The sequence below is a fragment of the Agromyces sp. Y575 genome (assembly GCF_059445445.1).
This window is the reverse complement of record NZ_JCAIUI010000001.1, coordinates 663040-684428: the sequence shown is the minus strand read 5'-3', so window position 1 is coordinate 684428 and position 21389 is coordinate 663040. Positions and strand designations below refer to the sequence as shown.

The following is a 21389-nucleotide window of genomic DNA, read 5'->3' as shown; positions in this document are numbered from 1 at the left end:
GGCTCCGTGGTATTATCTCCCTTGGCCTGAAGCCTGATTCTCGAGCGCGGCTGCGAGAGGATCACCGGCGAATGGGTGCGATCTGTAGCCGATGCACCCTTGGCGAATCCCTCTGACACAGATTTTCGGCGCATGATCGCGCCGTGAAATTCACTTGAGATTCTTCCGAAAGGACATTCGTGTCGAACCAGTCACGTAGCAAGACCCGCCTCTCCCGTGCGCTCGGCGTCGCCCTCACCCCGAAGGCCGCCCGCTACATGGAGAAGCGTCCGTACGCTCCCGGCGAGCACGGCCGCACCAAGCGCAAGCAGGACAGCGACTACGCCGTGCGTCTGCGCGAGAAGCAGCGCCTGCGCGCCCAGTACGGCATCCGCGAGAAGCAGCTGCGCATCGCGTTCAACGAGGCCCGTCGCACCGACGGCCTGACCGGTGAGAACCTGGTCGAGCTGCTCGAGATGCGTCTCGACGCCATCGTGCTGCGCGCCGGTTTCGCCCGCACCATCTCGCAGGCCCGCCAATTCGTCGTGCACCGTCACATCCTCGTCGACGGCCAGCTCGTCGACCGTCCCTCGTTCCGCGTGAAGCCGGGCCAGCTCGTGCACGTCAAGGTGCGCAGCGAAGGCACCGAGCCCTTCCAGGTGGCGGCCGCCGGCGGTCACGTCGACGTGCTCCCCAAGCTTCCGGGCTACCTCGAGGTCGAGCTCGACAAGCTCCAGGTGAAGCTCCTCCGTCGTCCGAAGCGCGTCGAGGTCCCCGTGACCTGTGACGTGCAGCTGGTCGTGGAGTACTACGCCGCTCGCTGACGCAGAGCAGTTCCGACAGGGGTCGCGGGGTTTCCCGCGGCCCCTGTCGCGTACTCGGCGGGGGCTCGTGCCCGGCCACTACACTGGTTCGAGGCGTGCCGAGCCCACCGCGTCGGCGATATATCGATCAGGGAGCAGGAACACCTCGTGAAGAGCATTCTGTGGTTCACCGTCGGCGTCGCGGCCGGATTCGCCGTCGCGCACCAGGTCAACCAGACCAAGCAGGGGCAGGACTTCTTCTCCACGGTGGACGCGAAGGCCCGCGCCTTCGGCCACGCGATCGCAGAGGGCTACCACGCACGTGACGCGGAGATCCGCGCCGAGCAGGGCGAAGCGCCCGCGTCGCTCTGAGCTGACGAAGCCGACGCTGACGAAGCCGACGCTGACGAAGCCGACGCGAGTAAGCCGACGCGAACGGGCCGCACGCGAATCTGATGGCCCGGCTGCGCCGGGCAAGACTGAGAAACGGAAACATGCAGACTGCCGACATCCGCCAGCGCTGGCTGGACTTCTTCGCCGAGCGCGGCCACGCCGTCGTACCCTCGGCTTCGCTCGTGTCCGATGACCCGACGTTGCTCTTCACGGTCGCCGGCATGGTGCCCTTCGTGCCGTACCTCACCGGTCTGGTGCCCGCGCCGTACCCGCGCGCGACGAGCGTGCAGAAGTGCATCCGCACGAACGACATCGAAGAAGTCGGCAAGACGCCGCGTCACGGCACCTTCTTCCAGATGAGCGGCAACTTCTCATTCGGCGATTACTTCAAAGAGGGCGCCATCCGCATGGCGTGGGAGCTGCTCACGAATTCTGAGAACGACGGCGGCTACGGTTTCGAGCCGAACGACCTCTGGGTGACCGTCTACGAAGACGACGATGAGGCGATCGAGCTCTGGAAGTCGATCGCGGGTCTTCCCGAAGAGCGCATTCAGCGCCTCGGCAAAGACACGAACTACTGGCACACCGGCCAGCCGGGCCCTGCGGGCCCGTGCTCGGAGATCTTCTTCGACCGCGGCCCCGAGTACGGCATCGACGGTGGCCCGGCGACCGATGACGACCGGTACGTCGAGATCTGGAACCTCGTCTTCATGCAGTACCTCATCGATGACGTGACGTCGAAGACCGACTTCCGCATCGTGAAAGAGCTTCCGAAGAAGAACATCGACACCGGCATGGGTCTCGAGCGTGTCGCGTTCATCAAGCAGGGCGTCGACAACATGTACGAGATCGACCAGGTGCGCCCGGTGCTCGATCGCGCTGCCGAGATCTCGGGCCGTCGCTACGGTGCGAACCACGACGACGACGTGCGTATGCGCGTCATCGCCGACCACGTTCGCTCGGCCCTCATGCTCATGAGCGACGGCGTGAGCCCGTCGAACGAGGGGCGCGGGTACATCCTGCGTCGACTCCTGCGCCGCAGCATCCGTGCAATGAGGCTTCTCGGCGTCGAGGGCCCGACGTTCCGCGAGCTCTTCGCAGCGTCTCGCGATGCGATGAAGTCCGCCTACCCCGAGGTCGCGACCGACTACGCGCACATCGAGCAGCTCGCGATCGGTGAGGAGGAGACCTTCCTCCGCACGCTCACCGCCGGCACGTCGATCCTCGACCTGGCGGTCTCCAAGACCAAGCAGTCGGGCCGCGCCGAGCTCGCGGGCGACACTGCGTTCCTCCTGCACGACACTTACGGCTTCCCGATCGAGCTCACCCTCGAGATGGCCGACGAAGCCGGTCTCGCCGTCGATCGCGCCGCGTTCGACACACTCATGACCGAGCAGCGCTCTCGCGCGAAGGCCGACGCGAAGTCGAAGAAGAAGGTGCTCGCCGACCTCTCGGTGTACGCCGAATTCCGCGCAAAGGGCGAGACCATCTTCACGGGCTACACCGAGCTCGCCACGGGCTCGACGGTGCTCGGCCTCCTCGTCGACGGCCGCCCGGTGCCATTCGCGACGGTAGGGCAGACCGCTGAAGTCATCCTTGCCGAGACCTCGCTCTACGCAGAGTCGGGCGGACAAGCGCCCGATCAGGGACGCATCGTCGGCGACGGATTCGAGCTCGAGGTGCTCGACGTGCAGAGGCCCATCAAGGGCCTCATCAGCCACACCGTGAAGGTGACCTCCGGCGAGGTCGGCGTCGGCGTGCCTGCGACCACGCTCGTCGACGAACAGTACCGTCGCGGCGCCACGCAAGCGCACTCGGGCACCCACCTCGTGCACGCCGCACTCCGGCAGGTACTCGGCCCCAACGCGCACCAGTCGGGATCGTTCAACAAGGCCGGCTACCTCCGGCTCGACTACGGCTGGAACTCCGCCCTGTCGCCAGAGACCCGCAGCGAGATCGAGGAGATCTCGAATGCCGCGATCCGCGACAACCTCCAGGTCGTCACCCGTGAGATGCCACTCGATGAGGCGAAGTCCCTCGGCGCGATGGCGTTGTTCGGCGAGAAGTACGGCGATGTCGTGCGCGTCGTCGACATCGGCGGTCCGTGGTCGCGTGAGCTCTGCGCCGGCACGCACGTGGCGACGAGCTCCGAAGTCGGCATGATCAACATCGTCAGCGAATCATCCGTCGGCGCCTCGAATCGCCGTGTGGAGTCGCTCGTCGGCCTCGATGCGTTCAGGAGGTTCGCATCGGAGCGCGCGCTCGTCTCCGAACTCACCTCCACGCTGAAGACCCGGCCGGAGCAGCTCGTCGACCGTGTCGGCGAGCTCGTGTCGAGCCTCAAAGCAGCCGAGAAGCGCATCCAGACGTTCGAGGCTCGGGCACTGAACGACCGTGTGCCGGCTCTGGCAGCCAAGGCCGTGCGCACCGGGGAAGTGCTGCTCGTCGCCGAGATGGTCGGGGCGCTCGGCTCCGGTGACGAGTTGCGTGCGCTTGCGCTCGCTGTGCGGGCGCAGCTCGGCGACGCGGCATCCGTCGTTGCATTGACCGCCGAGGTCGGCGGCAAGCCCGTGGCGATCGTGGCGACCTCGCCGGCCGCTCGCGATGCCGGTGCGAACGCCGGTGCGCTCGCGAAGACCATGGCCGGCGTGCTCGGCGGCGGCGGCGGCGGCAAGCCCGACCTCGCCCAGGGTGGCGGCAGCGATCTTGCGGCGATCCCTGCTGCACTCGACGCGGTGCGCTCGGCGCTCCGCGGGTAGCGCTCGTGCGACTCGGGGTGAGACTCGGCGTCGATGTCGGCAGAGCGCGCATCGGCGTGGCACGCTGCGACGCCGGAGCGTTGCTCGCGACCCCCATCGAGACGGTTCCCCGCGCAGCCGACGGTGACGCCGACGTGACTCGAATCCTCAACATCGCACGCGAACTCGACGTGATCGAGGTCGTGGTCGGCAACCCCCTCTCGCTCTCGGGCGCTGCGACCCCGTCGACGGACGATGCGGTGGACTTCGCTGAGCGACTTGCGGAGGGGGGAGTCGCAGTGCGGCTGGTCGACGAACGTCTTTCCACCGTGAGCGCCCAGCAGGCGCTTCGTGCGGCGGGAAAGTCGACGCGCAAGCAACGTCCCATCGTCGACCAGGTTGCAGCCGTTATCATTTTGCAACACGCCATTGACGCTGAACGGACCTCCGGCCGCCCGCCCGGCCGCACGATCGACACTGACGAAGGGCCATCCCCCCTGTGACCCAGCTCCCCCCAGAGCACAACGACGACGCCGCCGCCCGCGCGGCAACCGACTGGCACGACATGCTTGCCGGCAAGCCGCCGACGTCGCCACCGGTTCGTACGGATGCCGCGCCCGCACCGGGCGCCGCGCCCGCACCGGGCGCCGCTTCCGTCGGGCCGACCCAGGGCGGCGCAGAAGACCGCCCGATGACTCGGCGCGAGGCGCGCGAGGCGGAGCAACGCCGTGCGGCCGAAGCGGAAGCCGCGGCGACGGACCGCCCGGTACCGATGCCCGACTGGGCTGCAGCGCCGTCGGAACGGCCGGTCCCGACGCACGACTGGGCTGCGGCGGTGCCCGAGACACCGGTGCCCGAGAGACCGACGTCCGACGAGCCCGAGCCGGCGCGACCGTCGCGGGCGGAGCGCCGCACCGTGACATCCGATCCCTACGAACCCGAAAAGCCCAAGAAACGCGGTGCGTGGGGATGCCTCGTCGGGCTTCTCGTCGTCATCGCGCTCGGCGCCGGTGCATTCTTCTTCCTGCAGGGGCCGATCAACGCGCTCATCGAGCGGTTCTCCCCGGCCGCCGACTACTCCGGCGCGGGAACCGGCGAGGTCGTGTTCATGATCCACGACGGCGACACCGGATCGAGCATCGCCGAGAACCTCGTCGATGAGGGGATCACAGCGTCGTACGACGCGTTCTACGACCTCCTGCTCGAGCAGACCCCCGAGCCCGATTTCCACCCCGGCGCCTACCAGCTCGCTGAGCAGATGAGTGCGCAGGCAGCACTCGACGCCCTGGTCGATCCTGCGAACAAGCTCGAGAACACCTTCGTGATTCCCGAGGGCACGGCTCTGCCCGACGCGCTCGTCGCGATCTCCGAGGGCTCCGGCGTGCCCATCGAAGAGCTGCAGGCGGCAGCGGCCGAGCCGCCCGCGAGCTACGGGCTGCCAGCCGAAGCGACGACGCTCGAGGGCTTCCTCTTCCCGGCGACGTACACTCTCGAGCCAGAGCTCGACGCGCACACCGTGCTACAGACCCTCGTGGACCGACAGTTCGAAGCGCTCGATGCCGCGGGCGTGCCGACCGATCAGCGCTGGCGGACCATCGTGCTCGCCTCGATCGTGCAGCGCGAGGCGGGATCGAATGTCGCTGACTTCCCCAAGGTCGCACGTGTGTTCCAGAACCGACTCGACCAGGGGATCAATCTCGAATCCGACGCGACCGTGGCATATGGCACAGGCAACACGCACACGGTCTGGACCACCGATGAGGAACGTGCCGACGCCTCGAACCTGTACAACACCTATGCGAACCCCGGTCTGCCGGTCGGCCCGATCGGCAACCCGGGCGACGTCGCCATCAACGCTGCCATCCACCCCGCTGACGGCAGCTGGCTGTTCTTCGTGCCGGTGAACCTCGAATCTGGTGAGACGGTCTTCTCAACCACGGTTGACGAGCACGAGGCCGCCGTGGCACAGCTACAGGAATGGTGCGCGCAAGACGAGAACGCTTCGTACTGTGAATGAACCTCGCCGGCTTGCGGTGCTCGGCTCACCGATCTCGCATTCCAAGAGCCCGGCGTTGCACCGAGCCGCCTATGAACTGCTTGGTCTTCCCTGGCAGTACACCGCGATCGAGATGCATGGGGCCGGACTTCGTGAGTTCATCGAGAGCCGGGGGGATGAGTGGCGCGGGCTCTCGCTGACGATGCCGCTGAAGCAGGAGGTGCTGCCGTTCCTCGACACCGTCGACGGGATCGCGGCGCTCACGGGGGCGGCGAATACCGTGCTCTTCGACGATGGAGTTCGGCGAGGGTTCAACACCGACGTGGGCGGCATCGTACGCACGCTGCGTGACGCGGGCGTGAACGAGATCAACGTCGGACTGCTGTTCGGCGGCGGCGCCACCGCGGCATCGGCGCTCGTCGCCATGGCGGAGATCGGCGCGCACCGCGTGCAGGTGCTCGTGCGACGACCCGGCGCGGCGGCGGCACTCGTTACGTTGGGGCCGCAGCTCGGCGTCGAGGTCACCGAAGGCGCGATCTCCGATCTCGCGGCGGTCGAGGCAGTCGATCTGGTGGTGAGCACGATTCCCGGCGGCTCCGACATCGGTGTCGCGGCATCCGCGGCGCTCATCTCGAACGCCGCACTGCTCGACGTCGCATACGATCCGTGGCCGACGCCGCTGGCTTCAAACTGGCTCGCCGGCGGCGGCACGGTCGTGCACGGCCTGGGGATGCTCCTTCAGCAGGCGCTGCTCCAGGTGCGCGTCTTCGTGCATGGCGACCCGAGCGTCGCCCTCGACAGTGAAGAGCGCGTGCTCGCCGTCATGCGCGACGCCGTCAGCTGATCGAGTACGTTCGCGCGGGTGCGTCATGCGCAAGTCTCGTGCGTGAGCCTGTGGAAGGATGGGAGCATGCTCCGTTGGCTCACTGCCGGAGAGTCGCACGGCCCTGAGCTCGTCGCGATCCTCGAGGGTCTTCCCGCCGGTATCCCCGTTTCGCTCGACGATATTCGCGCCGACCTCGCGCGACGCAAGCTCGGCTACGGCCGGGGTGCCCGCATGAAGTTCGAGCAAGACGAGCTCGCGATCTCGGGTGGCGTGCGGCACGGCCTGAGTCTCGGCAGTCCGATCGCGCTGCGCATCGGCAACACCGAATGGCCGAAGTGGCAAGAGGTCATGAGCCCCGAGCCGATCGACCCTGCCAAGCTCGGGCGCGGTCGCGGTGCGCCGCTGACTCGCCCGAGGCCGGGGCACGCCGACCTCGTCGGCATGCAGAAGTACGGCTTCGACGAGGCCAGGCCCGTGCTCGAGCGGGCGAGCGCCCGTGAGACCGCCGCCCGCGTCGCGCTCGGTGCCGTCGCCCGCTCGTTCCTCGGAGAACTCGGCATCCGACTCGTCGCGCACACGCTCGCGATCGGGCCGGTACGAGTGCCCGAGGGGCGCCCGCTGCCCATGCCAGACGACGTCGACCGTCTCGACGGCGATCCGTTGCGCTGTTTCGACCCTGAGACTTCGGTCGCGATGGTCGCCGAGGTCGACCTCGCCCACAAGGAGGGCGACACCCTCGGCGGCGTGGTCGAAGTGCTCGCCTATGGCGTGCCGCCCGGTCTTGGTTCGCACGTGCACTGGGACCGCCGGCTCGATTCGCAACTCGCCGCTGCCCTCATGGGCATCCAGGCGATCAAGGGGGTGGAGGTCGGAGACGGCTTCCTCACGACGACGCGACGCGGCTCTGCGGCACACGACGAACTGCACGTCGCAGACGGGCGTATCTCGCGTTCGAGCGACCGCGCGGGCGGAACCGAGGGTGGCATGTCCACCGGCACCGTGTTGCGCGTGCGAGCCGGCATGAAGCCGATCGCGACCATCCCGCACGCGCTGCCGACCGTCGACGTGGCCACGGGGGAGGCCGCCGCAGCGCACCACCAGCGCTCCGATGTCGTCGCCGTGCCCGCTGCCGGCGTCGTCGCCGAAGCGATGGTCGCCCTCACGCTCGCGAACGCGGTGCTCGAGAAGTTCGGCGGCGACTCGGTCGCCGAGACGCGCCGCAACCTCGACTCATACCTCGCTGCGATTCCCGAAACCCTCCGCACGGCGGTCGCATCGGCGGATGCCGCGGCAGACGGTGCCTGAGACGTCGCGCCTCGCCCTGCCGATCGTGCTCGTCGGCCCGATGGGCGCGGGCAAGTCCCGGGTCGGACAGCGGCTCGCGACATCCGTCGGTGCACCGTTCATCGACACCGATCTGCGCATCGTCGACCGCTACGGACCGATCGAGGAGATCTTCGAACGCGAGGGTGAGGAGTACTTCCGCATCGTCGAGCGCGAGGTCGTCGTCGAGGCGCTCCGTGAGGAGGCGGTCGTCTCGCTCGGCGGCGGCGCCGTGCTGCACGCCGACACTCGCGACGACCTGGCCGACCTGCCCGTGGTGTGGCTCCAGGTTTCGGCATCAGCAGTCACCCCCAGACTCGCCGGCGGCAACCGTCCCCTTCTCGCCGAAGGCGGCCTCGAGCGCTGGACGGCGATCCTCGAGGCGCGCCGCCCCATCTACGAAGCACTGGCCGATCTCGGCATCGACACCTCGCGCCGCTCGGTCGCGCGGATCGTCGACGACATCACCGAGCACTTCGGAGGAACACGATGACGGCAGACGAGGCACGCACGAGCATCCGCGTCGGCGGCGAATCGGGCTATGACGCGATCGTGGGCCGAGGAGTGATCGCCGAGCTCGGCGATGTGCTCGGCACGGCACCGACGAAAGTGCTCATCGTGCACCCTGCGACGCTCGGTGCTCGCGCCGCCGAGCTGCGCGAAGCGCTCTCCGACCGGTACCAGGTGCTGCTCGCCGAGGTGCCCGACGCCGAAGCCGGCAAGCGTGTCGAGGTCGCCGCATTCTGCTGGCAGGTGCTCGGGCAGGCCGACTTCACTCGAACCGACGCGATCGTCGGCTTCGGTGGGGGAGCGGTCACCGATCTCGCAGGATTCGTCGCTGCGACGTGGCTCCGCGGAGTGCGGGTCGTGCAGGTGCCGACCACGGTGCTCGGCATGGTCGACGCAGCTGTGGGAGGTAAGACCGGCATCAACACCAACGAGGGCAAGAACCTGGTCGGGGCCTTCCACCCGCCCGTTGCCGTGATCTGCGACCTCGACGTGCTCGACACACTGCCGAAGAACGAGATCCTCGCCGGCTTCGCCGAGATCGTGAAGGCGGGCTTCATCCGCTACCCCGAGATTCTCGACATCATCGAGGCCGATCCCGAGGCCGCGACCGACCCGGCGACGCCCGAGTTCCGGCGCGTCGTCGAGCTCGCGATTCAGATGAAGGCCGACGTCGTCTCCGAAGACCTCACCGAGCAGGGGCTGCGCGAGATCCTGAACTACGGGCACACCCTCGGCCACGCGGTCGAGCACGCCGAGCGGTACCAATGGCGGCACGGCGCTGCCGTCGCGGTCGGCATGTCGTTCGCGGCCGAGCTCGGCCGCCTCTCCGGCCGCCTCTCCGACGAGGTCGCCGATCGACACAAACGGGTTCTCGACCTGTTGAGCCTGCCGACGTCGTACCCCGCCGGACGCTGGAGCACCCTGCTCGCAACCATGCAGCGCGACAAGAAAGCCCGCGCCGGCCAGCTCCGATTCATCGTGCTCGACGACCTCGCGAAGCCGACCGTCATGCTCGCGCCCGACCAGTCGCTCCTCTTCGCTGCCTACCAGGAGATCGCCTCCTGAACGAACAGGGCGACGGTGTTCCCCCTGAGTCTGTCGAAGGGGGCCTCGACGCTAGGCTTTTCGCATGACGACGATCCTCGTGCTCAACGGCCCGAACCTCGGCCGGCTCGGCGCCCGCGAACCCGAGATCTACGGCAGTGAGAGCCTCGCCGACATTCGTGCCTCGCTCGCCGGCTTCAGATCAGACGAGGTCGAGATCGACCTGCGCCAGAGCGACGACGAGGCCGAACTCATCGGCTGGATCCACGAGGCCGTTGATCGGCGGCTTCCCGTCGTGTTGAACCCGGCCGCGTTCACCCATTACAGCTACGCGCTCCGTGACGCCGCTGCCCAGTTGAAGCAGGCGGGCCTGCCGCTCGTCGAGGTGCATCTCACCAACCCGCATACTCGCGAGACGTTCCGTCACACGAGTGTGATCTCCGGCGTGGCGACCGGCGTCATCGCCGGTTTCGGCGGCGATTCGTATCGTCTCGCGGTCGACTGGTTGCTGCGTCACGCCTGACGCGCACACTCCGCACCGCAGCATCCGCCCGCATTGGCGCAGCTGGAACCGAGCGACTAAACTCGACCGACTGTACTTCTGCGGCCGACTCAGGCCGAGCCTTTTTCGCTACCGAATGGAACACACACGCATGGCAAGCACCGCTGACATCAAGAACGGCGTCGTCCTCTCCATCGACGGCCAGCTCTGGAACGTCATCGAGTTCCAGCACGTCAAGCCCGGCAAGGGCGGTGCGTTCGTGCGGACGAAGCTCAAGAACGTCGTCACCGGCAAGACCGTCGATCGCACCTACAACGCGGGCACGAAGATCGAGATCGAGAACGTCGACCGCCGCGACTTCACCTACCTGTACGCCGACGGCGACGGATTCGTGTTCATGGACACGAGCGACTACGACCAGATCACCGTGCCCGGCACGGTCGTGGGCGACGCCGCGAACTTCATGCTCGAGAACCAGGCAGTCACGATCGCGCTGAACAACGGCAACCCGCTGTACGTCGACCTGCCCGCATCGGTCGTGCTCGAGATCACCTACACCGAGCCCGGCCTGCAGGGCGACCGCTCGACGGGCGGCACGAAGCCTGCCACAGTTGAGACCGGCTACGAGATCCAGGTGCCGCTCTTCCTCGAGACCGGCACGAAGGTCAAGGTCGACACCCGCACGGGCGACTACCTCGGCCGAGTGAACGACTAGTGAGCGCTCGAACCAAAGCACGCAAACGCGCGCTCGACATGCTGTACTCCGCCGACATGCGCCAAGTGCCGGTCGAGGAGATGCTCGTCGTCGAGGCGGAGAAAGCCGTCGGAGAGCCTGAACGAGCCGCCTCGTGGCTGTACGCCCGCGAGATCGTCGACGGCATCGTCGATCACCGTGCGGAGATCGACGAACTCATCGAGACGAACTCGCACGGATGGACGATCGAGCGCATGCCCGCCGTCGACCGGGCGATCCTGCGCATCGGCGTGTGGGAGATCACTCACAACGACGCCGTGCCCGACGGCGTGGCGATCTCCGAAGCCGTCGAGGCGGCCACCGTGCTCTCGACCGACGACTCGGCCGGCTTCGTCAACGGCCTGCTCGCGGCGATCTCGCACGCGAAGGCCTGACGGCGCGGGCGTTCGGCGACTTGGTCGCGGGCGCGATGCTGCAAATCCTCGAACGACTGAGGTCGAAACGGCGCGATCGGATGCCTCCGAGCGCTTCCGTCGACCCCGGCGCCACGTACCCCGTGGACGGCCGCCGCCGCTGAACGCAGCGTCCGTTCGGCAGTGCCCGCTCGTGCGACACGATAGACTTGCCGAAGTTGACAACCTTTAAGGCCGTCCTGTGAGGCGGAGAAGGGAGTCGTTTGATGGCACGTGCTGTGCTGAGTCAAGCTGACATCTCGCGGGCGCTGACCCGCATCTCGCACGAGATCCTCGAGTCCAATCGTGGTAGCTCCGATCTCGTCATCCTCGGCATCCCTACCAGGGGCGTGTTCCTCGCCCGTCGAATCGCCGAGACGATCGCCCGCATCGAACCGCACACTCCGCCGGCGCCCGCCGGGGCGCTCGACGTGACGATGTACCGCGACGATCTCACGCGTACCCGCACGCGCACGCCGCAGCCGACCGAGCTGCCACCGGGCGGAATCGACGGCAAGACGGTCGTGCTCGTCGACGACGTGCTGTACTCGGGCCGCACGATCCGCGCAGCGTTCGACGCCCTGAGCGACCTCGGCCGTGCTCGCGCGGTGCGGCTCGCGGTGCTCGTCGACCGTGGTCACCGCGAGTTCCCGATCCGTGCCGACTTCGTCGGCAAGAACCTGCCGAGTTCGACCCGAGAGCGCATCAACGTGCGCCTCGCCGAGATCGACGGCGAAGACGGCGTGACGATCGACGAGGGCGAGGAGTGATGCGTCACCTGCTGAGCACCCGCGAGTTGTCGCGCGAGCAGGCGATCGAGCTGCTCGACATCGCCGAAGACATGGCCGCAGTGCAGGAGCGCGAGGTCAAGAAGCTGCCGACGTTGCGCGGCAAGACGGTCGTGAACCTCTTCTTCGAGGACTCCACGCGCACCCGCATCTCGTTCGAAGCGGCCGCGAAACGGCTCTCCGCAGACGTCATCAATTTCGGCGCGAAGGGCTCGAGCGTCTCGAAGGGCGAGAGCCTGAAGGACACGGCGCAGACCCTGCAGGCGATGGGCGCCGACGGCGTCGTCATCCGCCACCATGCTTCGGGTGCGCCGTACACGCTCGCGACGAGCGGATGGATCGACGCCGGCGTCGTGAACGCCGGCGATGGAACCCACGAGCACCCCACCCAAGCGCTGCTCGACGCGTTCACGATGCGCCGGCGCCTCCACGGCAGCGCTTCGCGTGGGCGGGCGCTCGACGGAGTTCGCGTCGTCATCGTGGGCGACATCCTGCATTCGCGTGTCGCACGGTCGAACGTCTGGCTCCTCGCGACCCTCGGTGCCGAGGTCGAGCTCGTCGCTCCGCCGACGCTCGTGCCCGTCGATACGACGGCCTGGCCCGCTCGTGTCGGGTACGACCTCGACGCGGCGCTGCGAGGCACGCCCGACGTCGTCATGATGCTTCGTATTCAGGCAGAGCGCATGCACGCGGCGTTCTTTCCGAACAGTCGCGAGTACGCGCGAACCTGGGGCCTCGACGACGCCAGGTTCGACGCACTGCCCCCCAGTACGATGGTCATGCATCCCGGCCCGATGAATCGTGGGCTGGAGATCGCCGCTCGTGCAGCCGACTCCCCGCAGTCGACGGTGCGCGAGCAGGTTGCGAACGGAGTTTCAGTGAGAATGGCCGCCCTGTACCTTTTGCTGTCCGGCGATCGGGGGGATGCCTGATGAACGAGCGTTTCCTGATCACGGGCGCCAGTCTGCCCGACGGCGAACGCGCCGACATCCTCCTCGATGGCGGCATCATCGCCGAGGTCGGTCGGATTGCGGATGCCGCGGGCGCAACGGTGATCGACGCCGAAGGGCTCGTCGCCCTTCCCGGCCTCGTCGACCTGCACACGCACCTGCGCGAGCCGGGCTACGAACAGAGCGAGACGGTGCTCACAGGCACCCAGGCCGCTGCGGCCGGCGGGTTCACCGCCGTGTTCGCGATGGCGAACACCTTCCCCGTGGCAGACACGGCCGGGGTCGTCGAGCAGGAGGCCAGTCTCGGCCGGGCCGCCGGCTACGCCACCGTGCAGCCGATCGGTGCGGTGACCGTGGGGCTCAAGGGCGAACAACTCGCCGAGCTCGGCGCGATGGCCCGTTCTCGTGCGAATGTGCGCGTCTTCTCCGACGACGGCTTCTGCGTCTCCGACCCGCTGCTCATGCGCCGCGCCCTCGAGTACGTGAAGGCCTTCGACGGCGTCATCGCCCAGCACGCGCAGGAACCGCGCCTGACGGAGGGCGCTCAGATGAACGAGGGGGCGCTCTCGGGCGAACTCGGCCTCGCCGGCTGGCCGGCCGTCGCCGAGGAGTCGATCATCGCCCGCGATGTGCTCCTCGCCGAGCACGTCGGGTCGCGGCTGCACGTCTGCCACGTCTCGACCGCCGGTTCCGTCGAGGTGATCCGCTGGGCGAAGGCCCGTGGCATCGACGTGACCGCCGAGGTGACTCCCCACCACCTCCTCCTCACCGAGGAACTCATCGCCGGTTACGACCCCCGCTTCAAGGTCAACCCGCCGTTGCGCCGCCCTGAAGACGTCGAGGCGCTGCGCGCGGCACTGGCCGACGGCACGATCGACATCGTCGCGACCGACCATGCCCCGCATCCGGTCGAGGCGAAAGAGAGCGAATGGCAGGCTGCGGCGAACGGCATGGTCGGTCTCGAGTCGGCGCTCGCGGTCGTGCACGCCGCCGTCGTCGAGACGGGGCTCATGGGCTGGGCGGATGTCGCGCGCGTGATGTCGGCCGCCCCTGCACGAATCGGCCGACTCCGCGGGCACGGTGAGTCGATCGCCGTCGGGGCCGCACCTGAGCTGACGCTGTACGACCCCGCCGCGGCATCCGTATTCGACCTCGACCGCCTCGCCGGCCGCAGCACGAACTCGCCGTACCTCGGGCGGAGCCTGCCCGGCCGCGTCGTCGCGACCTTCCACGGCGGCTACCCGACGTTCCTCGACGGCGAGGTGCGCCCACACGACGAGGTCGCCCGGCTCGCGGTGGCGCGGGAGGTCCAGCATGGATAAGTGGATGGGCATCGTGGTCGCGGTCGTCATCGTCGGTGTCGCCGGCTGGCTGATGTACCGCTCCTGGAAGCGCCGCACCGTGCGCGACGAGACCCTCGGGTCGTATCCCGAGCCGGCGACGCGCGGTACGCCCGTGCTCGAGACCGAGGTGCTCTACGTCGCGACGACACCTGTCGGCGAGCCGCTCGAGCGTCTCGCCGTGCACGGTCTCGCGTTCCGCGGCTCTGCCCGCATCGAAGTGCTCCCCGAAGGGATCATCCTCCGCATCGCGGGGGAGTCGACGACCTTCGTCCCGGCCGACCGGCTGGTCGGCGCCGAACTCGCGAGCTACGCGATCGACCGCGGCGTCGAGCCCGAGGGTCTCATCGCCCTCACCTGGATCGCCCAGGAGCGAGGCCCGGCTGAGGCCGAACCTCGCGTCGACAGTTACGTGCGCGCCCGGTATCCGGGCGACCCGGCCAGAATCATCCAGGCCGTCAACGACATCGCCGCAGCGCCAGCCGCGCCGCGGTCAGACGACATCGCCGCAGCGCCAGCCGCGCCGCGGTCAGAGGACATCGCCGCAGCGCCAGCCGCGCTTCGGTCAGAGGACATCGCCGCAGCGCCAGCCGCGCTTCGGTCAGAGGACATCGCCGCAGCGCCAGCCGCGCCGCGGTCAGAGGACATCGCCGTAGCGCCAGTCGCGCCGCGGCCAGAGCAGGAGAGTGAGGCCTCGAATGACTGAGACCCCAGCAGGCACGAGCGACACCGCCGTGCTCGTCCTCGAAGACGGACGCCGCTACGACGGGCGCGCCTACGGCGCGCGCGGCCGCACGCTCGGCGAGGCGGTCTTCGCCACCGGCATGACCGGCTATCAGGAGACCCTCACCGACCCGTCGTACGCGGGCCAGATCGTGATGATGACCGCGCCGCATATCGGCAACACGGGCATGAACGACGAAGACATGGAGTCCGGCCGCATCTGGGTGGCGGGGTTCATCGTGCGCGACCCGTCACGGGTCGTGTCGAACTTCCGCTCGCAGCGGAGTCTCGACGACGATCTCACGGCCGCGGGCGTCGTCGGCATCAGCGGCATCGACACCCGAGCGCTTACTCGCCATCTCCGCTCCGCGGGTGCCATGCGTGCAGGCGTCTTCTCGGGCGACGACGCGCTGCTGACCCCTGGGGAGCAGCTCGACCTCGTGCAAGGCGCGGCGCCCATGGTCGGCGCGAACCTGTCGAGCGCGGTCTCGACCACGGAGGCCTACACGCTGCCCGCCGAAGGCGAGCGGGTCGGATCGGTCGCGGTGCTCGACCTCGGCGTCAAGACCTCGACCCTGAAGTACCTCGCCGAGCGCGGCTTCGAGGTGCACGTCGTGCCGCAGTCGATCACTGCTGAAGAAGTGCTCGCCCTCGCCCCCGACGCACTGTTCTTCTCCAACGGGCCGGGCGACCCCGCGGCATCCGACCGCCATGTCGAACTGCTGCGCACCACGCTGCGTGAAGGGCTGCCCTACTTCGGCATCTGCTTCGGCAACCAGCTACTCGGCCGGGCCCTCGGCTTCGGCACGTACAAGCTGCCGTTCGGCCACCGCGGTATCAACCAGCCCGTGCTCGACAAGGCCACCGGTCGCGTCGAGATCACGGCGCACAACCACGGTTTCGCAGTGGACGCGCCGATCGACCGGGTGAGCGAGTCCAGCGAAGGCTTCGGCCGCGTCGAAGTGAGCCACTACGGCCTCAACGACAACGTCGTCGAGGGATTGAACTGCCTCGACATCCCCGCGTTCAGCGTGCAATACCATCCCGAGTCCGCGGCCGGCCCGCACGACGCGAACTACCTCTTCGATCGATTCCGCGACATGGTCACCCTTCGACAAGCTCCGGGCAGGCCGCAGGATCAGGGCGAGTCGCCAACCACCGAGACCAGCCAGGAGGCAGGCAACTGATGCCCAAGCGCGACGACATCAACAGCGTCCTCGTCATCGGATCGGGTCCGATCGTCATCGGCCAGGCCGCCGAGTTCGACTATTCGGGCACCCAGGCGTGCCGTGTGCTCCGGGCGGAGGGCGTGCGGGTCATCCTCGTCAACCCCAACCCGGCGACGATCATGACCGACCCCGACTTCGCCGACGCGACCTACATCGAGCCGATCACGCCCGAGATCATCGAGTCGATCATCATCAAGGAGAAGCCCGACGCGGTACTGCCGACGCTCGGCGGGCAGACGGCGTTGAACGCAGCGATCGCGTTGCACGACGCCGGCATCCTCGAGAAGCACGGCGTCGAACTCATCGGCGCCAAGGTCGACGCCATCCGCAAGGGTGAAGACCGCCAGCTCTTCAAAGACCTCGTGATCGAGATCGGCGCCGAGGTCGCGCGCTCGCACGTCGTGAAGACGCTCGAGCAGGCGAAGGAGTTCGCCCTCGATCTCGGCTACCCGCTCGTCGTGCGCCCGTCGTTCACGATGGGCGGTCTCGGATCCGGCTTCGCCCACACCGAGGAAGACCTCGTGCGCATCGTCACGCAAGGCCTGCATGATTCGCCCACGAGCGAGGTGCTCCTCGAGGAGTCGATCCTCGGGTGGAAGGAATACGAACTCGAACTCATGCGCGACACGGCCGACAACACGGTCGTCGTCTGCTCGATCGAGAACGTCGACCCTGTCGGCGTGCACACGGGCGACTCGATCACGGTCGCGCCGGCACTCACGCTGACCGATCGCGAGTACCAGAAGCTCCGCGACATCGCCATCGACATCATCCGGGCAGTGGGCGTCGACACCGGGGGCTGCAACATCCAGTTCGCGATCGACCCCGCCGACGGACGCATCATCGTCATCGAGATGAATCCCCGTGTGTCGCGTTCGAGTGCGCTGGCATCGAAGGCGACCGGCTTCCCGATCGCCAAGATCGCCGCGAAGCTCGCGATCGGCTACCGTCTCGACGAGATTCCCAACGACATCACGCGGGTCACGCCCGCGAGCTTCGAGCCGACACTCGACTACGTCGTCGTGAAGGTGCCCCGGTTCGCGTTCGAGAAGTTCCCGGCCGCCGACCCGACGCTCACGACGACCATGAAGTCGGTCGGCGAGGCCATGGCGATCGGCCGCAACTACGCGACGGCGCTGCAGAAGGCGCTCCGCTCGCTCGAGAAGCGCGGTTCCTCGTTCCACTGGGGAGACGAGGCCCGCACGGCCGACGAGCTCGTCGAGGCATCCGGCACACCGACCGACGGTCGCATCGTGCTCGTGCAGCAGGCGCTTCGCAAGGGCGCCACCCTCGAGCAGCTCTTCGAGTCGACGAAGATCGACCCTTGGTTCCTCGACCAGATCGTGCTCATCAATGAGGTCGCAGAGACGATCGCGGCAGCTGAGAACCTCGACACCGAACTCCTGCTGCTCGCGAAGAACCACGGGTTCTCCGACGCGCAGATCGGACAGCTCCGCGGCTTCGGCGAGACCGACGCCCGCGAGGTGCGGCACATCCTCGGCATCCGGCCGGTGTACAAGACCGTCGACACCTGCGCGGGGGAGTTCCCGGCGCTCACGCCCTACCACTATTCGAGCTACGACCAGGAGACCGAGGTCGAACCGAGCGATCGCAAGAAGGTCGTGATCCTCGGTTCCGGCCCGAACCGCATCGGCCAGGGCGTCGAGTTCGACTACTCCTGCGTGCACGCCTCGTTCGCCCTCTCGGCGGCTGGCTTCGAGACGATCATGATCAACTGCAACCCAGAGACGGTCTCGACCGATTACGACACGAGCGACCGGCTCTACTTCGAGCCGCTCACCCTCGAAGACGTGCTCGAGGTTATCCACGCCGAGTCGCAGTCCGGTGAACTCGTCGGGGTCGTAGTGCAACTGGGCGGCCAGACGGCGCTCGGTCTCGCGAAGGGCCTCGAGGCTGCGGGCATCCCGATCCTCGGCACGACCCCCGACGCGATCGACCTCGCCGAAGAGCGCGGCCGCTTTTCCGGCATCCTCGATGCGGCCGGGCTGCTCGCGCCGAAGAACGGCACGGCCCTCGACGTCGCCGGCGCGGTGCAGGTCGCAGAGGGCATCGGCTACCCCGTGCTCGTGCGCCCGAGCTACGTGCTCGGCGGGCGTGGCATGGAGATCGTCTACGACTCGCCCTCGCTCGCCGACTACTTCGACCGCATCGAGGGCCAGGGCATCGTCGGCCCGAGTCATCCGCTGCTCGTCGACCGGTTCCTCGACGACGCGATCGAGATCGACGTCGACGCACTCTACGACGGCACCGACCTGTACATCGGCGGCGTCATGGAGCACATCGAGGAGGCCGGCATCCACTCCGGCGACTCGAGCTGCACCCTGCCGCCCGTGACCCTCGGGCGTGCAGAGGTCGACCGCGTGCGCGTGGCGACGCGCGCCATCGCCGAGGGTATCGGGGTGCGGGGCCTGCTCAACGTGCAGTTCGCGATCGGCGCCGGCGTGCTCTACGTGCTCGAGGCCAACCCGCGAGCGAGCCGCACCGTCCCGTTCGTCTCCAAGGCGCTCGGTATCCCGCTCGCGAAGGCGGCTTCGCGCATCATGGTCGGCGCGACCGTCGCCGAGCTCATCGAAGAGGGCATGCTGCCGGCATCCGACGGCTCGCGCGTGCCGCTCGATGCGCCGGTCGCAGTGAAGGAGGCTGTGCTGCCCTTCCACCGCTTCCGCACCCGCGAAGGCATCATGGTCGACTCCGTGCTCGGGCCTGAGATGCGTTCGACCGGCGAGGTCATGGGCATCGACAAGGACTTCCCGACTGCGTTCGCGAAGAGCCAGCTCGCCGCGTACGGCGGAATGCCGACGTCGGGCACGGTCTTCGTCTCGGTCTCCGACCGCGACAAGCGTTCGATCATCCTCCCCGTGCTCCGCCTGCAGCAACTCGGTTATGACATCGCAGCAACCGAGGGCACCGCCGAGGTACTGCGGCGCAACGGCATCCGGGCGCAGGAGGTGCTGAAATTCAGCGAGAAGACGAGCGAAGACGCGGCTTCCGTGGTCGAGCTCATCCACCGCGGCGAGGTCGACGTGGTGGTGAACACCCCGAGCGGGCGTTCGTCGCGCGCCGATGGCTACGAGATCCGCGCGGCGGCCGTCGCCGCCGACATCCCGCTGTTCACGACCATCGCCGAGCTCTCGGCGGCGGTCGCGTCGCTCGACGTGCAGCGCGAGGGCTTCGAGGTCACGAGCCTGCAGGAATACCAGCTCCGACGGGAGGCGAACGCATGAGCGGCCAGCAGCTTTTCGGCGAACGGCTCGAGGCCGTCTTCGCCGCGTACGGCAAGCTGTGCGTCGGCATCGACCCGCACGCCTCACTCCTCGACGCGTGGGGCCTGCCCGACTCGGCCGAGGGAGTGCGGGAGTTCGGCTTGCGCGTGGTCGAGGCCGCTTCCGGTCGCGTGGGCATCGTGAAGCCGCAAGTGGCGTTCTTCGAACGACACGGTGCAGCGGGGTACGCGGCGCTCGAGCGGGTGCTTGCCGAGGCGCGCGACGCCGGGGTGCTCATCATCGCCGACGTGAAGCGCGGCGATCTCGACACGAGTGTCGAGGCGTACGGCCAGGCGTGGCTGCGACCCGGATCGAGCCTCGAGGCCGATGCGATGACCGTCAGCGCCTACCAGGGCCTGGGTTCGCTCGAGGGCGTCCTGACCGCAGCCGAGTCGGCAGGCAAGGGCGTCTTCGTGCTCGCCGCGACCTCCAACCCCGAGGCGGCGGCCATCCAGCGGGCGGTGCTGCAGCAATCGAGCCGCGAGGGCTTCACGGTCGCGCAGGCCATCACCTCCGGCGTCATCGGCTGGAACCAGGGGCGAGCGGATGCCACGAGCCGGCCGCTCGGCTCGGTGGGCGTGGTGCTCGGAGCGACCGTCGACCCCCGCACGTTCGGCATCGATCTCGATGCCGACCCGCCGAGACCCGGCTTGCCGGTGCTGGCGCCGGGCTTCGGATATCAGGGGGCAGAGCTCTCCGACCTCCGGGCGATCTACGGATCGCTCGCCGCCGGCGTCATCGTCAGCGAATCACGGTCGATTCTCAGCGCCGGGCCCGACGGCCTCGCAGAGGCGATCACCCGTCGCGTCGACGAAGTGGGGGCCGCGAGTGTCTGAGCATGAATCCGCCGCCGCCGCCGCGACGCGGCAGGCTCCGCCCGAGGTCGACCGGGTCGCGGCATCCCGCGCCGCCGTGGCTGCGCGTCGTGCGCGGGCCACGGTCAAGTCCGCGATCGCGGCCGGCTCGCGGAGTCCACTCGACGTGCTGCGTGAGGCATTCGAGTCACCCGACGGGGTCGAGGGGCGACTGCGGGTGACCGAGTTCCTGACTTCCATCCCTGCGATCGGCCAGACGAAGTCGGCACGCATCATGGAGGAACTCGAGATCTCCACGTCGAAGCGTCTGGGCGGTCTCGGCCGGCTGCAGCGGCGGCGTCTGCGGGAGTTCCTCGCCGATTGGGTCGCCGCGCACGGCGGCACCGGCGACCGGCTCGTCGTGCTCGCCGGTCCCACGGCGGTGGGCAAAGGCACTGTGGCCGAATACATCCGTCGTCATCACCCCGACGTGCGACTCTCGGTGTCGGCGACGACACGAAAGCCCCGACCCGGCGAAGTCGAGGGCGAAAGCTACTTCTTCGTCGACGATGCCGAATTCGATCGGATGGTCGAGGGCGGCGAGTTGCTCGAGTGGGCCACGGTCCACAACGCGTCCCGCTACGGCACACCTCGCAAGGCAGTCGAAGAGGCCATCGCCGCCGGCAACAGCGTGCTGCTCGAGATCGATATCCAGGGAGCCCGGTCGGTACGACGGGCTGCGCCCGAGGCGACCCTCGTCTTCCTGCTCCCGCCGAGCTGGGACGAACTCGTGCGACGGCTCGTCGGTCGGGGCACTGAAAGCCCGGCCGAACAACAGCGCAGACTCGAGACAGCGAGGGTTGAACTGGCCGCGGTCGACGAGTTCGATTACCAGGTCGTCAACCACGACGTCGCCGAAGCCGCGCAAGAGGTCGTAGACTTGATGAGATCTCGCAAGGGTCGGCGTTGAGCTGCCCTCGCCACGACTTTCCGCGCACTGCGGGTGTGCACCCCACGATCA

20 protein-coding genes are annotated in these 21389 nt (G+C 68.2%); all 20 read left to right on the top strand.

The features are described 5' to 3' along the window. Positions 1-179 precede the first annotated feature (179 nt). The 20 genes from rpsD (at position 180) to gmk (ending at position 21338) form a co-directional block, all read left to right on the top strand. Positions 180-803, top strand: a complete 624-nt coding sequence (rpsD, locus tag AC1C2U_RS03305; protein ID WP_495360290.1) for a 30S ribosomal protein S4 — start codon at positions 180-182, stop codon at positions 801-803. A gap of 147 nt (positions 804-950) precedes the next feature. Then, a complete protein-coding gene (locus tag AC1C2U_RS03300) occupies positions 951-1154 on the top strand; it encodes a hypothetical protein (RefSeq protein WP_495360289.1) in 204 nt (67 codons plus the stop codon). Positions 1155-1276: 122 nt separating this feature from the next. Further along, positions 1277-3934: an alanine--tRNA ligase gene (gene alaS, locus AC1C2U_RS03295; protein ID WP_495360288.1), complete on the top strand. Its 2658-nt coding sequence runs from the start codon at positions 1277-1279 to the stop codon at positions 3932-3934. 5 nt (positions 3935-3939) lie between these two features. Beyond that, on the top strand, positions 3940-4416 hold the full coding sequence (gene ruvX / locus AC1C2U_RS03290; RefSeq protein WP_495360287.1) for a Holliday junction resolvase RuvX: 477 nt from the start codon (positions 3940-3942) through the stop codon (positions 4414-4416). Continuing rightward, on the top strand, positions 4413-5930 hold the full coding sequence (gene mltG, locus AC1C2U_RS03285; protein ID WP_495360286.1) for an endolytic transglycosylase MltG: 1518 nt from the start codon (positions 4413-4415) through the stop codon (positions 5928-5930). Before ruvX ends, mltG begins: the two co-directional genes overlap by 4 nt. Beyond that, on the top strand, positions 5923-6753 hold the full coding sequence (locus AC1C2U_RS03280) for a shikimate dehydrogenase (RefSeq protein ID WP_495360285.1): 831 nt from the start codon (positions 5923-5925) through the stop codon (positions 6751-6753). Before mltG ends, AC1C2U_RS03280 begins: the two co-directional genes overlap by 8 nt. 66 nt (positions 6754-6819) lie before the next feature. Then, the gene (gene aroC, locus AC1C2U_RS03275; RefSeq protein ID WP_495360284.1) at positions 6820-8040 is read left to right on the top strand and encodes a chorismate synthase; all 1221 of its coding nucleotides are present in this window, start codon (positions 6820-6822) and stop codon (positions 8038-8040) included. Next, a complete protein-coding gene (locus tag AC1C2U_RS03270; protein ID WP_495360283.1) occupies positions 8018-8551 on the top strand; it encodes a shikimate kinase in 534 nt (177 codons plus the stop codon). Before aroC ends, AC1C2U_RS03270 begins: the two co-directional genes overlap by 23 nt. Beyond that, positions 8548-9633, top strand: coding sequence for a 3-dehydroquinate synthase (gene aroB, locus AC1C2U_RS03265; RefSeq protein WP_495360282.1), 1086 nt, complete (start codon positions 8548-8550; stop codon positions 9631-9633). Before AC1C2U_RS03270 ends, aroB begins: the two co-directional genes overlap by 4 nt. A 64-nt stretch (positions 9634-9697) precedes the next feature. Continuing rightward, on the top strand, positions 9698-10135 hold the full coding sequence (locus AC1C2U_RS03260; protein WP_495360281.1) for a type II 3-dehydroquinate dehydratase: 438 nt from the start codon (positions 9698-9700) through the stop codon (positions 10133-10135). 130 nt (positions 10136-10265) lie between these two features. Beyond that, a complete protein-coding gene (gene efp / locus AC1C2U_RS03255; protein ID WP_495360280.1) occupies positions 10266-10829 on the top strand; it encodes an elongation factor P in 564 nt (187 codons plus the stop codon). Further along, positions 10829-11242 (top strand): transcription antitermination factor NusB, encoded by a 414-nt coding sequence (nusB, locus tag AC1C2U_RS03250; protein ID WP_495360279.1) that lies wholly within the window; start codon positions 10829-10831, stop codon positions 11240-11242. The genes efp and nusB overlap by 1 nt, the downstream gene beginning before the upstream one ends. A 242-nt stretch (positions 11243-11484) precedes the next feature. Next, complete coding sequence (pyrR, locus tag AC1C2U_RS03245; RefSeq protein ID WP_495360278.1) at positions 11485-12030, top strand: bifunctional pyr operon transcriptional regulator/uracil phosphoribosyltransferase PyrR; 546 nt, start codon at positions 11485-11487, stop codon at positions 12028-12030. Further along, on the top strand, positions 12030-12980 hold the full coding sequence (locus tag AC1C2U_RS03240) for an aspartate carbamoyltransferase catalytic subunit (protein WP_495360277.1): 951 nt from the start codon (positions 12030-12032) through the stop codon (positions 12978-12980). Before pyrR ends, AC1C2U_RS03240 begins: the two co-directional genes overlap by 1 nt. After that, positions 12980-14320 carry a dihydroorotase gene (locus AC1C2U_RS03235; RefSeq protein WP_495360276.1) on the top strand — a complete coding sequence of 447 codons (1341 nt, stop codon included), beginning with the start codon at positions 12980-12982 and terminating at the stop codon, positions 14318-14320. Before AC1C2U_RS03240 ends, AC1C2U_RS03235 begins: the two co-directional genes overlap by 1 nt. Continuing rightward, positions 14313-15044 carry a PH-like domain-containing protein gene (locus AC1C2U_RS03230; protein WP_495360275.1) on the top strand — a complete coding sequence of 244 codons (732 nt, stop codon included), beginning with the start codon at positions 14313-14315 and terminating at the stop codon, positions 15042-15044. The genes AC1C2U_RS03235 and AC1C2U_RS03230 overlap by 8 nt, the downstream gene beginning before the upstream one ends. Then, positions 15037-16248 carry a glutamine-hydrolyzing carbamoyl-phosphate synthase small subunit gene (gene carA / locus AC1C2U_RS03225; protein ID WP_495360274.1) on the top strand — a complete coding sequence of 404 codons (1212 nt, stop codon included), beginning with the start codon at positions 15037-15039 and terminating at the stop codon, positions 16246-16248. Before AC1C2U_RS03230 ends, carA begins: the two co-directional genes overlap by 8 nt. Then, positions 16248-19535, top strand: a complete 3288-nt coding sequence (gene carB / locus AC1C2U_RS03220; protein WP_495360273.1) for a carbamoyl-phosphate synthase large subunit — start codon at positions 16248-16250, stop codon at positions 19533-19535. The genes carA and carB overlap by 1 nt, the downstream gene beginning before the upstream one ends. After that, positions 19532-20410, top strand: coding sequence for an orotidine-5'-phosphate decarboxylase (gene pyrF, locus AC1C2U_RS03215; protein ID WP_495360272.1), 879 nt, complete (start codon positions 19532-19534; stop codon positions 20408-20410). Before carB ends, pyrF begins: the two co-directional genes overlap by 4 nt. Then, positions 20403-21338, top strand: coding sequence for a guanylate kinase (gmk, locus tag AC1C2U_RS03210; protein ID WP_495360271.1), 936 nt, complete (start codon positions 20403-20405; stop codon positions 21336-21338). Before pyrF ends, gmk begins: the two co-directional genes overlap by 8 nt. Positions 21339-21389: the final 51 nt, after the last annotated feature.

Excerpts from the sequence above, each read along its gene's own strand:
- efp (WP_495360280.1), top strand. The coding sequence starts at position 10,266 with ATGGCAAGCACCGCTGACATCAAGAACGGCGTCGTCCTCTCCATCGAC.
- AC1C2U_RS03260 (WP_495360281.1), top strand. The coding sequence starts at position 9,698 with ATGACGACGATCCTCGTGCTCAACGGCCCGAACCTCGGCCGGCTCGGC.
- AC1C2U_RS03230 (WP_495360275.1), top strand. The coding sequence starts at position 14,313 with ATGGATAAGTGGATGGGCATCGTGGTCGCGGTCGTCATCGTCGGTGTC.
- AC1C2U_RS03235 (WP_495360276.1), top strand. The coding sequence starts at position 12,980 with ATGAACGAGCGTTTCCTGATCACGGGCGCCAGTCTGCCCGACGGCGAA.
- aroC (WP_495360284.1), top strand. The coding sequence starts at position 6,820 with ATGCTCCGTTGGCTCACTGCCGGAGAGTCGCACGGCCCTGAGCTCGTC.
- AC1C2U_RS03270 (WP_495360283.1), top strand. The coding sequence starts at position 8,018 with ATGCCGCGGCAGACGGTGCCTGAGACGTCGCGCCTCGCCCTGCCGATC.
- AC1C2U_RS03240 (WP_495360277.1), top strand. The coding sequence starts at position 12,030 with ATGCGTCACCTGCTGAGCACCCGCGAGTTGTCGCGCGAGCAGGCGATC.
- pyrF (WP_495360272.1), top strand. The coding sequence starts at position 19,532 with ATGAGCGGCCAGCAGCTTTTCGGCGAACGGCTCGAGGCCGTCTTCGCC.
- carB (WP_495360273.1), top strand. The coding sequence starts at position 16,248 with ATGCCCAAGCGCGACGACATCAACAGCGTCCTCGTCATCGGATCGGGT.
- alaS (WP_495360288.1), top strand. The coding sequence starts at position 1,277 with ATGCAGACTGCCGACATCCGCCAGCGCTGGCTGGACTTCTTCGCCGAG.
- aroB (WP_495360282.1), top strand. The coding sequence starts at position 8,548 with ATGACGGCAGACGAGGCACGCACGAGCATCCGCGTCGGCGGCGAATCG.
- carA (WP_495360274.1), top strand. The coding sequence starts at position 15,037 with ATGACTGAGACCCCAGCAGGCACGAGCGACACCGCCGTGCTCGTCCTC.